General features: G+C 69.2%; 13 protein-coding genes and 1 tRNA gene. 6 read left to right on the top strand and 8 right to left on the bottom strand.

Going from position 1 to position 12,335, the window contains the following annotated elements; all coding sequences use genetic code 11:
* Positions 1-20: 20 nt before the first annotated feature.
* The gene (locus ACGFH6_RS23845; protein WP_393387583.1) at positions 21-1,550 is read left to right on the top strand and encodes a DHA2 family efflux MFS transporter permease subunit; all 1,530 of its coding nucleotides are present in this window, start codon (positions 21-23) and stop codon (positions 1,548-1,550) included.
* The gene (locus ACGFH6_RS23850) at positions 1,547-2,146 is read left to right on the top strand and encodes a TetR family transcriptional regulator (RefSeq protein ID WP_393387586.1); all 600 of its coding nucleotides are present in this window, start codon (positions 1,547-1,549) and stop codon (positions 2,144-2,146) included. The genes ACGFH6_RS23845 and ACGFH6_RS23850 overlap by 4 nt, the downstream gene beginning before the upstream one ends.
* A 4-nt stretch (positions 2,147-2,150) precedes the next feature.
* On the opposite strand, the gene ACGFH6_RS23855 is transcribed toward ACGFH6_RS23850, so the two are convergent.
* The 5 genes from ACGFH6_RS23855 to ACGFH6_RS23875 all read right to left on the bottom strand — a co-directional run bounded on the left by ACGFH6_RS23855 (position 2,151) and on the right by ACGFH6_RS23875 (position 5,927).
* Positions 2,151-2,972, bottom strand: coding sequence for a DNA glycosylase AlkZ-like family protein (locus ACGFH6_RS23855; protein ID WP_393387589.1), 822 nt, complete (start codon positions 2,970-2,972; stop codon positions 2,151-2,153).
* A 170-nt stretch (positions 2,973-3,142) separates the two neighbouring features.
* Positions 3,143-3,730 carry a hypothetical protein gene (locus ACGFH6_RS23860; protein WP_393387592.1) on the bottom strand — a complete coding sequence of 196 codons (588 nt, stop codon included), beginning with the start codon at positions 3,728-3,730 and terminating at the stop codon, positions 3,143-3,145.
* Positions 3,731-3,734: 4 nt separating this feature from the next.
* A complete protein-coding gene (gene rdgB, locus ACGFH6_RS23865) occupies positions 3,735-4,340 on the bottom strand; it encodes an RdgB/HAM1 family non-canonical purine NTP pyrophosphatase (RefSeq protein ID WP_393387595.1) in 606 nt (201 codons plus the stop codon).
* Positions 4,337-5,053: a ribonuclease PH gene (gene rph, locus ACGFH6_RS23870; protein WP_131361811.1), complete on the bottom strand. Its 717-nt coding sequence runs from the start codon at positions 5,051-5,053 to the stop codon at positions 4,337-4,339. The genes rdgB and rph overlap by 4 nt, the downstream gene beginning before the upstream one ends.
* 10 nt (positions 5,054-5,063) lie before the next feature.
* Positions 5,064-5,927, bottom strand: coding sequence for an SGNH/GDSL hydrolase family protein (locus ACGFH6_RS23875; RefSeq protein ID WP_393387598.1), 864 nt, complete (start codon positions 5,925-5,927; stop codon positions 5,064-5,066).
* Positions 5,928-6,074: 147 nt separating this feature from the next.
* On the opposite strand from ACGFH6_RS23875, the gene ACGFH6_RS23880 reads away from it, so the two are divergent.
* Positions 6,075-7,247, top strand: coding sequence for a Gfo/Idh/MocA family protein (locus ACGFH6_RS23880; RefSeq protein WP_393387601.1), 1,173 nt, complete (start codon positions 6,075-6,077; stop codon positions 7,245-7,247).
* A 161-nt stretch (positions 7,248-7,408) separates the two neighbouring features.
* On the top strand, positions 7,409-8,257 hold the full coding sequence (locus ACGFH6_RS23885; RefSeq protein WP_393387604.1) for an SAM hydroxide adenosyltransferase: 849 nt from the start codon (positions 7,409-7,411) through the stop codon (positions 8,255-8,257).
* A gap of 2 nt (positions 8,258-8,259) precedes the next feature.
* On the opposite strand, the gene ACGFH6_RS23890 is transcribed toward ACGFH6_RS23885, so the two are convergent.
* From ACGFH6_RS23890 to bcp, 3 genes are all read right to left on the bottom strand, one after another.
* Positions 8,260-8,340, bottom strand: a tRNA-Leu gene (locus ACGFH6_RS23890).
* A 53-nt stretch (positions 8,341-8,393) separates the two neighbouring features.
* Complete coding sequence (locus tag ACGFH6_RS23895; protein ID WP_393387607.1) at positions 8,394-10,022, bottom strand: substrate-binding domain-containing protein; 1,629 nt, start codon at positions 10,020-10,022, stop codon at positions 8,394-8,396.
* Positions 10,023-10,357: 335 nt separating this feature from the next.
* Complete coding sequence (gene bcp / locus ACGFH6_RS23900; protein ID WP_131361816.1) at positions 10,358-10,825, bottom strand: thioredoxin-dependent thiol peroxidase; 468 nt, start codon at positions 10,823-10,825, stop codon at positions 10,358-10,360.
* A 101-nt stretch (positions 10,826-10,926) separates the two neighbouring features.
* Between bcp and ACGFH6_RS23905 the strand changes: the two genes are divergently transcribed.
* Positions 10,927-11,970: a glucose 1-dehydrogenase gene (locus tag ACGFH6_RS23905; protein WP_393387611.1), complete on the top strand. Its 1,044-nt coding sequence runs from the start codon at positions 10,927-10,929 to the stop codon at positions 11,968-11,970.
* Positions 11,971-12,047: 77 nt separating this feature from the next.
* Positions 12,048-12,317, top strand: a complete 270-nt coding sequence (locus ACGFH6_RS23910; protein WP_131361818.1) for a DUF3618 domain-containing protein — start codon at positions 12,048-12,050, stop codon at positions 12,315-12,317.
* Positions 12,318-12,335: the final 18 nt, after the last annotated feature.

Raw genomic sequence — 12,335 nt, forward strand, 5'->3', positions numbered from 1 at the left:
GATCTCAGGAGGAGTGCGTCATGGGTGCTGTGAGCCGCGACCCGCGGCGGTGGTGGGCGCTGGGCGCCATGTCGGTCAGCCTGATCGTGGTCGGGCTGGACCTGACCGTGCTGAACGTCGCGCTGCCGACGCTGGCCACCGAGTTGGGGGCGTCGACCAGTCAGCTGCAGTGGTTCGCGAACGCGTACACGTTGGTGCTCGCGGCGCTGCTGCTGCCCGCCGGGCTGCTGGGTGACAGATTCGGCCAGAAGCATCTGCTGATCGGGGCCCTCGTGGTGTTCGGCGGGGCGTCGGCGGCCTGTGCCTTCGCCTCGTCGGCGGGGCAGCTGATCGCGGCTCGCGCGGTGCTCGGGGTCGGGGCGGCGTTCCTCATCCCGCTGTCGATGTCCTTGCTGAACGTGCTGTTCGAGCCGGGGGAGCGGGTCCGGGCGATGACGATCTGGGTGATGGCCAACTCGCTCGGCATCCCGCTCGGGCCGGTGCTCGGCGGCTGGCTGCTGGACCACTACCGCTGGGGATCGGTCTTCCTGATCAACCTGCCGCTGGTCGCCGTCGGCCTGGTCGCGGTCGCTCTGCTGATCCCGGCGACGCGCGGACACCGTTCCGGACGGATCGACGTACCCGGGATTCTGCTGTCGGGAGCGGGGCTGGTGGCGGTGACGTACGGGTTCGTCGCGGCCGGTGAGCGCGGGTGGGGCGACGCGGTGACACTGACCAGTCTGGCCGTTGGCGTCGTACTGCTGGCGGTGTTCTGGTCGTGGCAGCGGCGTACGGCGGATGCGCTGGTCGACCTGGCGTTGTTCCGGTCGGCGCGGTTCACCTGGGGCACGGTGCTCGCGACGCTGGCGTCGTTCGCGTTGATGGGTCTGCTGTTCGTGCTGCCGCAGCTCTTCCAGGCTGTGCAGGGCGCGGACGCGTTGAACACCGGTCTGCGGCTGCTGCCGATCATCGGTGGACTCCTGATCGGGGCCAAGGTCGCCGAGCGCCTCTCCGCCACCGCCGGGCCGCGGCTGACCGTCGCGTTCGGTTTCGTGCTGATGCTGGCCGGCCTGGTGATGGGCGCCTTCACCAGCGTCGACGCCGGCTACGGGTTCACGGCGATCTGGGTCAGCCTCGTCGGTGTGAGCATCGGATTCACGCTGCCGCCGGTGATGGACCTGGCGATCGGTGCGTTGACCGTCGAGCGGAGCGGATCCGGATCCGGCCTGATCCAGGCGCTCCGCCAGGTCGGCGGCACGATCGGTGTCGCGATCCTCGGTACGGTGCTCAACTCGGCGTACCGCGACCACCTGAACGTCGGCGGCCTGCCGCCCGCGGTCGCCGACGCGGCCCGCGACAGCGCGTCCGGGGCGGTCGCGATCGCGGCCCACACCAACGCGCCGGCCTTGGCGGAATCGGCCCGTGAGGCGTTCGTGCACGGCATGAGCGCGACCCTGTGGACGTGCAGCGGGATCGCGGCTCTGGGCTTCGTGCTCGCGCTGGCCTTCCTGCCCGGCACGCGTGGGTCAGTCGAGCCGGAGCCCGCGGAAGTTGTCACAATCGAGGTATGACGACGGAGAAGCCGATCGGGCTGCGCGAGCGCAAGAAGGCGAAGACCCGGGCGGCGATCCAGGAGCACGCGCTGCGGCTGTTCCGCGACCAGGGGTACGCCGAGACGACCGTGCAGGAGATCGCGGCCGCGGCGGAGGTGTCGCCGGCCACCTTCTTCCGGTACTTCCCGACCAAGGAGGACACCGTCGTCTTCGACCGGCTCGACCCGGTGATGATCGACGTGTTCCGCGCGCAGCCGGCCGAGCTGAATCCGACCGACGCGCTGCGTGCGACCCTCAAGGACAGCATGCGGACGCTGACCGACGAGGAATGGGAGCTGGAGTCCCAGCGTCAGCAGCTCGTCCTGAACGCCCCCGAGCTGCGCGCGCGGATGCTCGACCAGTTGTACGCCGGCATCGACCTGCTGGCCGCCCTGGCGGCCGAGCGGGTCGGCCGCTCCGCCGACGACTTCGCCGTCCGGGCCTGGGCCGGCGCGGTCGTCGGCGTGGTGATGGCGACGTACCAGAGCACCGGCCACGTCAACATGAAGGACTACTTCGAGATCATCGACCGCGCGTTCGCCCATCTCCAGGCCGGTCTTCCGCTCGGCAAGTAGTTGCCTACGGCCCCATTTCGGTGATGGTGAGGGCCATCGTCGCGCCCGGGATCGGCATCGACAGTGCCTCGGCCTCGATCGCGGGCCGGTCCTGATCGGGCAGCGGGCCGGCGGTGCGGAGGTCGACCTTGCCGCCCTTGCGTCCCCAGGCGCCGCGGATCTCGCCGTTCAGCATGAGTCCGTGTGGGTGGTACCAGTCGTGCAGGTGGATCCGCGGCTTCTGCCCCGGTCCGGCGAACAGTCCGTGCCGGTCCTGCCCGAACAGCCTCAGGTCCGAGGCCACGAGGAACCGTGCACCGGTCGGCGTCGGCGCCTGCCGGACGGCCTGCTCGTCCGCCGCGAGGATCCAGCCTTCGCGACCTTCCAACTCAACCGGGAGGAGCTCACCGTCCAGCAGCTTCCAGACTTCTCTCGCATCAGGTCTCGACAGCCCGGACCACCAACTGAAGGCCTCCACGGTGGTCGGCCCGAACGCCTGCACGTGTCGTCGGCACAGCTCCAGATGCGCGTCCTGGAAGTCGATCTCCGGCGCCGGAACCTCACGCACGTAGAGCGCGCTAGTCGTCCACCGCAACGCGAGTCGCCCGCTCCAACAGGCACTCCGCAGTTCGCTGCCCCGCCCGCCGCGGTGCTCGGCGCCGCCCAGTTCCCGGCAGATCCGGTCGGCCTGACGTGCGATCTCCCGCTGCTTCTCCTCATCAAGCGGCATCCGCCCGACCGTGAACACCCCGAAGTCCCGCTCCGGCAACACATACACCGCCGCCCGCGGACTGTACGTCTGCACCAACCCCGGCGCCTCCCACGCCCACGGCTCACACCCCTCCACCCGCGCATGCAACCCGATCAACGCATCCCGAGGAGCCGTATCCTGCAACCCAAACCGAGCCGCCGCCACATAGTCCCCACCAGGCAACCGCCCACCCAGCCGGTTGACCATCAATCGAAACCGCACAGCTTCCGCATAGCTGATCGGCACTGCGTGACTCATCCCTCGGGTCAGTCCAGGGCGTTGAGGTATGCGGTGCCTCGGGGGCTCAGTTCGTAGCCGACTTCGAGGCTGTGGGTGAGGCCCAGGTTCTTGAGTTTGCGGACGTCGAGTTTGAAGGGGGCCGTCTCGCGGTTGAGGGCGGCGGCCAGGTCGGCGGCCCGGGTGGCGGGCTTCGACTGGATCAGCCGGAGGGTCTGGGTGGTCCAGGCGCCGTGGTGGCTGAGCTCGTCGAAGCGGGCCAGCCGGTTCGTGAGATCGGCGAGGTCGTCGGCGGTCAGCTCGGACTGGGCCGCGAGCTCCTCGCGCGGGTCCGGCCCCTCGACCAGGTGGAACTTGATCAGGAACGTCGGCCAGTCCTCGTTGCCGCGCAGCCGCCGGCGGACGTCCTTCGCGTTGCGCCGGTCCGCGTCCGCCACGTCGGCGTCGCTGTCGGCGATCAGCTCCGGGTTCACCTGGCGGACGCTGTCGATCTCGATCCGGCCGGCGTTGGTGCGGTAGATCCGCCCCTCCACCACCCGGGGCTCGGCCCACCGCCGGTACGCCGCGGTGATCTTCCCGTCCGCGACCCCGTCCCGATCCGATCCGGCGAACAACATGGTCCTACCCTCCCAACGCCTTCGCGACGATCGGGGCCAAGGCACGCAACGCCTTGCCCCGATGGCTGATCGCGTCCTTCTCCTCGATCGACAGTTCCGCCGTCGTCCGGTCGTACCCCTCGGCCTGGAACAGAACGTCGTACCCGAAGCCGCCGGTGCCGCGCAGCTCGCGGATGACAGACCCGCGCATCTCACCGAGCACCAGCTCGTCCGCCTCGCCCGGCTGGACGAACGCGACCGCGGCGACGAACGACGCTCCACGCCGCTCGTCCGGGACGTCCTCGAGCTGTCCGAGCAGCAGCAGGTTGTTCGCGTGGTTGTCCTTGGCCGGTCCCGACCAGCGCGCCGACAGGACGCCGGGCATGCCGTTCAGCGCGTCGACGCAGATGCCGCTGTCGTCCGCGATCGACGGCAGCCCGGTCGCGGCCAGCGCGGCGTGCGCCTTCAGCAGCGCGTTGCCCTCGAACGTCGGCTCGGTCTCGGCCGGCTCGTCGTACGCCGCTACGTCGCCCAGCCCGAGCACCTCGATCCCGGGCACGATCGGGGTCAGGATGCGACGCAGTTCCTCGAGCTTCTTCTTGTTGTTCGAGGCCAGTAGCACCTTGGTCACGCGAGTGCCTCCAGCTGCAGCTTGGTCAGCTCCGCGCATCCCGCCGTACCGAGCTCCAGCAGGCTGTCCAGCTCGGCGCGGTCGAACGGCGCGCCCTCGGCCGTGCCCTGCACCTCGATGAACTTGCCGTCGCCGGTCAGCACCAGGTTCATGTCCGTCTCGGCCCGGACGTCCTCCTCGTAGCAGAGGTCGAGCATCGGGGCGCCGTCGATGATGCCGACGGAGACCGCGGACACCGAACCGGTCAGCGGCTCGCTCTTCAGCAGCTTGCGCTCGCGCAGGTACGACACCGCATCCGCGAGGGCGACGTACGCGCCGGTGATCGCCGCGGTCCGGGTGCCGCCGTCGGCCTGCAGTACGTCGCAGTCGAGCAGGATCGTGTTCTCGCCGAGCGCCTTGTAGTCGATCACGGCCCGCAGTGAACGCCCGATCAGCCGGGAGATCTCGTGGGTCCGGCCGCCGATCTTGCCCTTCACCGACTCGCGGTCCGAGCGGGTGTTGGTCGCCCGCGGCAGCATCGCGTACTCCGCGCTGACCCAGCCGAGACCGGAACCCTTGCGCCAGCGCGGCACACCCTCGGTCACACTCGCCGCACACAGCACCCGGGTCCGGCCGAACTCGACCAGCACCGAGCCTTCGGCGTGGTCGAGCCACTTCCGGGTCAGGGTGACGGGCCGCAGCTGATCCGGGGTACGTCCATCGATACGCGCCATGCGTCCGACCCTATGCCTCCAGGCGCTGGACCTCCGCATTGGACGGGCGCAGGGCACCGGACGAACGCAGGCCACTGGACGGGCGAACCTGGGTGACGGCCATCCGGGCAGCCCACGGCAGCAGGTCGTTGGCCCGGCGGCCGAGCCACGGAACGCCTTCCTTGACCAGCCAGAGCGTGTCCGCCCACCGGCTCGGTGCGACCCCGGCACAGTCCAGATCCGGAGGTACGTCGATCGGCAGCCCGCGCCGGGCCAGTTCGTCGGCGAATGCCCGGGCCAGCCGCCGATGACCACGCTCACCCGGGTGCAGCCGGTCGATGCTCCAGAAGTCCCGGCGGTACACCTCCGGGTAGTCGGCCATGTCCAGCCGGATCCCGCCGAACTTCGCGTGCAGATCGTCGTACACCTGGTTGACCTGCTCGATCCGCTCCCACAGTGGGCGGCGCAGCCAGGCCGGCAGACCGAACACCTGGCCGTGGTCGTGGAACCGGACCGTGAGCAGCAGCGCGCCACGGGCGGTGAGTTGCTCGGCACAGTGATCCAGGCAGGCGCGGATCCCGCCGGAGTCGAAGTTGGATCGCAGGGTGTCGTTGACCCCGACGATGAGCGAGGCGATGTCGATCGGACCGGTCGATACGGCTTCGGGCAGTTGCTCGGTCGCGACCAGGTGCACGGTGGCGCCGCTGGTCGCGAAGTTGGAGAACGTCACACGGTGGGAACTGGCCAGGGAGTCGGCAAGCAGCGAGGCCCAGCCTCGCCACCCTTCACCCGGGCGCGCGCCGGCACCGGACAGGTCGGTCGTACTGCTGCCGTTCATCGGGTCCCCGACACCTACGGTGGTCGAGTCCCCCAGTGCCACGTAGTGGAGGCTCACATTCCGCCATGGTGAAGGCACACTGCGAGATCGGAGTGTTGCCTGGATGACGGCTGAGGCAACTCCAGCTGGAGGACGGGTGATTGAAGGACGCAACTGCTCGGAGTTAGGCTACTTCAAACAACTATGTGCAGGAGCTGCTTGCAGATGACTGATCTTCGGTTTGGCTTGGTGGGACTCGGGGCCCGTAGCCGGCTCGCGCAGTACGCGCACACCCCGGGCGAGGGTTCGGCGATCGTGGCAGTGGCCGATCCGGCCGCCGCGCAGCGAGACATCGCACTGGAGCGGTTCAGCGGCGCGACGGCGTACGCGGACCATCTCGAACTGCTCGACCAGAAGCTCGACGGCGTCTTCCTGACCACGCCCGACGACCTGCACGAGGGCCCGGCGATCGACTTCCTCCGCGCCGGTGTCTCGGTGTTCGTGGAGAAGCCGCTGGCCATCACGACCGAGGGCTGCGACCGGGTCCTGCAGGCGGCGTACGAGAGCGGTGCCCGGCTGTACGTCGGCCACAACATGCGGCACATGCCGGTCGTGCTGACCATGCGCGAGCTGATCCAGTCCGGCGCAATCGGTGACGTGAAGGCGATCTGGTGCCGGCACTTCGTCGGCCACGGCGGCGACTTCTACTTCAAGGACTGGCACGCGGACCGTCGCCGGTCCACCGGTCTGCTGCTGCAGAAGGGTGCCCACGACATCGACGTGATGCACTGGCTGGCCGGCGGCTACACCACGCGCGTGAACGCGATGGGCGCGCTGACCCTGTACGGCGGGATCAAGGACCGGCAGGACCGGTCGGAGCAGCGGTTCGGCGACTTCGTCAGCGACGACAACTGGCCGCCGCTGGAGCAGAAGGGCCTGGCACCGGTGATGGACGTCGAGGACCTCTCGATGGTCAACCTGGCGCTCGACAACGGGGTCCTGATGACCTACGAGCAGTGCCACTTCACGCCGGACTACTGGCGCAACTACACCGTGATCGGTACGCACGGCCGGCTGGAGAACTTCGGCGACACGTACGGCGGCGTGGTGAAGGTCTGGAACAGCCGCCGGTCCGGGTACCGCGAGGACGCCGACCAGGTCGTCGAGATCCCGGGCAGCTCGGACCACCACGGTGGCGCCGATCCCTTGCTGGTGGGCGAGTTCATCCGCTTCGTCCGCGACGGCGGCGAGACGCTCACGTCCCCGGTGGCCGCGCGGGCCGCGGTCGCGGCCGGGTACGCCGCCACCACGTCGCTGCGCTCGGACGGCACTCCGGTCGACGTCCCGCCGCTGGATCCGACCCTGGTCCGGTACTTCGACAACGGCCAAACGCGGTGAGCTAAGATCGTGGTCGTGACCTGGTACGCCGCCATGCGAATGCTGAGCCCTCGATGCGGAGGACTCTAGCGGCGTAGGCGCATGTGCTTGCAGCGAGAGGCCCCCTGTGTCGGGGGCCTCTCTCTTTTTTCCAGCTGCCCGCACATCCTTGGAGAGATTCGATGTACCCGATCACCTACGTCACCGACTGTTTCGGCGGCAACGCCCGCGCCAGACTCAGCACCCGGATCGGCGCCCTGTTCGGCCAGTCGCCGACGATCGTGGCCGCCGACGGGCCCGATCCGGAGTCGTTCGCCGCGCTCACCCTGCTCGACTGCCTGAGATCGACCGAGTCCCTGGGGGAGGACGGCCATCCGACCATAACGCTGGTCAACATCGCGCCCCGCGACGGCGAGTGGCCCAACGGTGCCCCGTTCTGCTTCTTCACCTACGGCCGGCACCTGGTCGCGAGCACGTTCGACGCGCGCACCCTGTCCTTGGTACGCCGTGAGCTGGGGATCGATCGGGTCCACGTGACGGACATCCGCGAGGTCGTCGCCGCGGCGCGCGACTGGGCCGAGTTCAGGGCCGAGGAGCTCGAGAAGATCGCCGACACCCAGTTCCGCAGCCTGTGGTACCTGCCGCTGCTCGCCAAGTGGCTCACCGACGGCCACGCCGTCCCGTCGACACCGACCGCCGTACCCGTGCTGGACGACGCCGAGCCGACCGTGAGCGTCGTCGACAACTTCGGCAACTGCAAGCTCGACTGCGGCGCCGCCGCGATCGGGTTCTCGATCGGGGCGTCCGTCCCGGTCGCCGGCCGGACTCAGGACGGCTCGATCACCCTGACCGAGGTCGGCTGCTACCGCCACCTGACCGACGTACCTCTCGGAGCCGCGGGCCTGATCCTCGGCAGCTCCGGCACGGACTTCGTCGAACTCGTCATCCGCGGCGGCTCGGCAGCCTCCGCCTTCAACCTCCGCCCGGGCGACTCACCACTGCGCAGCACGCCGGCCGAGTACGCCGCCTGAAGTGCCAGAGGCGGGACTCGAACCCGCACGCCCGGGGGCACCGGCACCTAAAGCCGGCGTGTCTGCCGTTCCACCACTCTGGCTGGGCGAGCACGCTGCTCCCCTAGGACAGACATCCTAGGGGAGCAGCGGAGGCTCAGCGGCTTTGCAGGGCGTCGATGAACACCGTGCGCAGGTCGCCGGGGTTGCGGGCGACGTACGACTGGCCGCCGGTGGCCTGGGCGAGTTTGCGGAGCTCTTCGGCGTCCGCGTCCGGGCCCATGCCGAGTGCGATGATGCGGACCGGGCGGGCCGGATCGCGGAGGCCTTCCAGGGTCTGGATGGTCTTCTCCAGGGTCGGGCTGCCCGGGTCGTCGTTCTTGCCGTCGGTGAACAGCAGGATCGAGTTGACCGCGCTCGAGTCGTACTGGTTCCGGACCGCGCGGACCGCCGCGATCGCGGTGTCGTACAGACCCGTGCCGCCGTTGGGGACCGCGTGCTGGATCTTCAGGTTGGCCAGGATCTTGGTCCGCTGGCCGGACGACAGCGGCGCGATCGGGACGAGTTCCTTGTAGTCGCCGCCGTCCGAGCCGATCCGGGTCGAGAACGTCCACAGCCCCAGCGAGGCGCTGTTCGGGAACAGCGACAGGCCGCCGCTGGCCGCCTCGATGGTCAGCTGCATCCGGGTCTTGTTGCCGACGATCTCCGCCATCGAGCCGGAGACGTCGATGACCGCCAGCGAGTGCGTGGACAACGACAGCCGGGTCCAGTTCTGCAGCGCCTTCTCGATCGCCTCGCCGGTCGGCTTGGTCAGCTGGGTCAGGTCGCCGACCCCGCGGCCGCCGCTGAGCGGGCTGAACAGTGCGTCCCGGAAACCGGCCTGGTCGCGGGCCTGGCTGGACGCGTCGGACAGCAGCTCCGCCGCGAGCGCCTTGCCGGCGTCGCTGATCGTCTCGGCGTCGTCCTTGGCGGTGACCACCATCGGGTAGTCCAGCGTCAGCGTGCCGGTGGCCGGCATGATCGCCTTGAGCTGGGCGTCCGGGTGCTCTTCCTGGTACTTCACGAAGCTCTGCTCCGACGCCGGTACGACGACCCTGCTGCCGTCCTGGTCGGCCCGGCCGAACAGTGCGTTGACGTCGCTGTACGGCTTGGCCATCGAACCGAGTCGCTGCGCGAGCGGCACGATCACCTGCGACACCTGGGTGTCGGAGGCAGAGGTCTTCTGCCGCTCGGACTGCACCGCGAGCAGCGCGAGCGCACCGGGCGAGGTGTTCAGAGGGTCCAGCAGAGCCGGATCCGCGGCGCCGAGGGCGCGCAGCCAGGACGACGTGTCGGCGAAGTTGGCGCTCCGCCCGACCAGCACCAGTGGCGAGGTCGCGACGGACGGTACGGCGATGCTCGGGACGCTCTGGCCGTCGTCGGCCTGGGCCACCCACAGCGACGAGTCCGGCACCCACAGGTCGGGCCGGTTGTCGCTGCCGCTGGCGATGTCCCGGGCCACCTTGGCCGAGGGAGCCCCGCTGATGGTGAACTGCAGACACGGAGTTCCGTCGTCGCCGCCCTTGCCGGCCAGCGACTTGGCCGCGGCCTCCAGCGAGGGCTGCATCTCGGGTGTGGTGCTCAACGAGACCTGCGTCGGGTCGTCACACGACTTCCCGCCGAGGAACCCGTCGGCGCCGGACTGCGATCCGAAGGAGCGGACCACAAAGACAGCGCCCAACGACACCACCAATAGCCCGACCGCGGTGATGTACACCGAACGACGGTTGTTGTTACTTCGCGTCACCGCAGAGGAATGTTTTCCCATCGCGGCAGGTCCCTCCCTCCCAGAGGCTGACTGCGCGCGCAGATTACCCGCTTTCGGCTGGTCAGGGCCAAGGTCGGAGTACTTCTTGACACACCCGGGGGTGGACCGCAACCGAACGCCGGTGGTCCTGGGAGTACCGCTCTTTCACAAGAACACTGAAAAACTCACCGAGGGTAGTCCTGTCGCTCCGATCCGGTGAGATCCGGGTGTGATCCAAATCACACTGGAGACTTTGCTCAAACGACCGTTCCATGGACCATCGCCATGAAACGGTCGAAGGTTTCCCTCCGCGGAGTGGTCTGGACCGGCCCGGATCAGAGGCCGAGATCGCGGCGGAGCTTGGCGACGTGACCGGTGGCCTTGACGTTGTACTGCGCCACCGAGACCTTGCCTTCCGGGTCCACCACGAAGGTGGAGCGGATCACGCCGGTGACCTTCTTGCCGTACATGGTCTTCTCGCCGAAGGCGCCGTACGCGGTCAGCACCTGCTTGTCCGGGTCGCTCAGCAGCGGGAACGTCACGCCGTCACGCTCGCGGAACTTGGCCAGCTTCGCGGGCTTGTCCGGTGAGATGCCGAGTACGGCGTACCCGGCGGCCTGCAGCGAGTCCAGCGAGTCGCGGAAGTCGCAGGCCTGCTTGGTGCAGCCGGGCGTCATCGCGGCCGGGTAGAAGTAGACGATCACGTTCTTCCCGCGCAGGTCCTTCAGTGCGACCTCGTTGCCATCGGCATCGGGCAGGGTGAAGTCAGGTGCGACATCGCCGACGGACAGACGTTCGGACATCAGGCCCTCCAGGGGAACGGGTGAACTGCTCGCAATCGTACGTGGGCGGGGCGCCTGAGTGGCGACTTGCGCGGGCAGGGGCCGCAGGGTGGAGTTGGCGCATGCGGGCCATGACAGTCATACCGGGGAAAGCCGACTCTGCGAAGCTCGGAGAGGTCGCGGACCCGCCCACCTCCGACGGTTCGGTGCTGGTCGAGGGGTTGCTGACCGGCATCTGCGGGACGGACATCGAGTTGGTCTCCGGAGCGTTCGGTAGCGGGCGGCCGGGCTCGGACCACCTGGTCATCGGACATGAGTCGCTGGGGCGGGTGCTGGAGGCTCCGGCGGGTTCTGGCTTCGCCACAGGCGATCTGGTGGCCGGTGTGGTCCGCCGCCCGGACCCGGAGCCCTGTCCGGCGTGCGCACGCGGTGAGTGGGACTTCTGCCGCAACGGCGAGTACACCGAGCGCGGCATCAAGGAGATGGACGGGTACGGCGCCGAACGGTGGCGGGTCGACCCGTTCTTCGCCGTACCGATCCCGGCCGAGCTCGGGCCCCTCGGCGTACTCGTGGAGCCGGCCAGTGTGATCACCAAAGCCTGGGAGCAGGTGGACCTGGCCGGCCGGCGGTCCTGGTTCGGGCCGCAGCACGTGCTCGTCACCGGGGCTGGTCCGATCGGACTGCTGTCCGCCCTGATCGCGAGCCAGCGCGGGTACGACGTCCACGTCCTGGACCGGGTGCCGGACGGGCCGAAGCCGGAGCTGGTGCGAGCACTCGGTGGCACCTATCTGACCGACCTCGCCGACCTGAGCGTCGTACCCGATGTGGTGATCGAGGCGACCGGGGCCGGGCAGGTGGTCTTCGACTGCGCGAAGCTGCTCGCGCCGGCCGGGGTGATGTGCCTGATCGGGATCTCGCCCGGTCCCGCGTCGATCGACGTCCAGCTGGACGCCCTGATCCGGCAGTTGGTGGTCCGCAATGCCGCGCTGGTCGGTTCGGTGAACGCGGGCAAGCGGCACTACGCCGATGCCGTCGACGTGCTGCTCACCGCGGACCGGACCTGGCTGGAGCGGCTGATCACCCGGACCGTACCGCTGTCCGACTGGCCGAGCGCTCTGGTCCGCGAACCGGATGACATCAAGGTGGTCGTGGACTTGCAGGCGTGACCTGCGAGGATGGGATGTACGCAGGGCAGGCCCGGCCATCCCGGGGCTGGCCCGTCGAATGAAGGGAGCGCCGACAGGTGTCGGACACGAAGGCGAAGGCTCGGACCGCCGAGCAGATCGAGGCGGACATCGCCGCCACGCGGGCGCGGTTGGCTTCCACGGTGGACGAGCTGGTCGACCGGGCGCACCCGAAGAACCTGGCCAAGCGCCAGGTCGAGCAGGCGAAGGCGCAGGTCTTCGACGAGCGTGGCCAGTTGCGGACCCAGAAGATCGTCGCGGTCGGTGGCGCCGCGGTCGGCGTACTCGCCGTCCTGCTGCTGATCCGGCGGCTGGTGGGTCGCCGGTGACTCCTCGCAAGAAGCTCT

The sequence above is a fragment of the Kribbella sp. NPDC049227 genome (genome assembly GCF_043197265.1).
Lineage (GTDB): Bacteria > Actinomycetota > Actinomycetes > Propionibacteriales > Kribbellaceae > Kribbella.

Coding starts and splice junctions, on each gene's coding strand:
- ACGFH6_RS23885 (WP_393387604.1), top strand. CDS start 7,409: ATGTACCCGATCACCTACGTCACCGACTGTTTCGGCGGCAACGCCCGC.
- ACGFH6_RS23845 (WP_393387583.1), top strand. CDS start 21: ATGGGTGCTGTGAGCCGCGACCCGCGGCGGTGGTGGGCGCTGGGCGCC.
- bcp (WP_131361816.1), bottom strand. CDS start 10,825: ATGTCCGAACGTCTGTCCGTCGGCGATGTCGCACCTGACTTCACCCTG.
- ACGFH6_RS23860 (WP_393387592.1), bottom strand. CDS start 3,730: ATGTTGTTCGCCGGATCGGATCGGGACGGGGTCGCGGACGGGAAGATC.
- rph (WP_131361811.1), bottom strand. CDS start 5,053: ATGGCGCGTATCGATGGACGTACCCCGGATCAGCTGCGGCCCGTCACC.
- ACGFH6_RS23905 (WP_393387611.1), top strand. CDS start 10,927: ATGCGGGCCATGACAGTCATACCGGGGAAAGCCGACTCTGCGAAGCTC.
- ACGFH6_RS23850 (WP_393387586.1), top strand. CDS start 1,547: ATGACGACGGAGAAGCCGATCGGGCTGCGCGAGCGCAAGAAGGCGAAG.
- ACGFH6_RS23880 (WP_393387601.1), top strand. CDS start 6,075: ATGACTGATCTTCGGTTTGGCTTGGTGGGACTCGGGGCCCGTAGCCGG.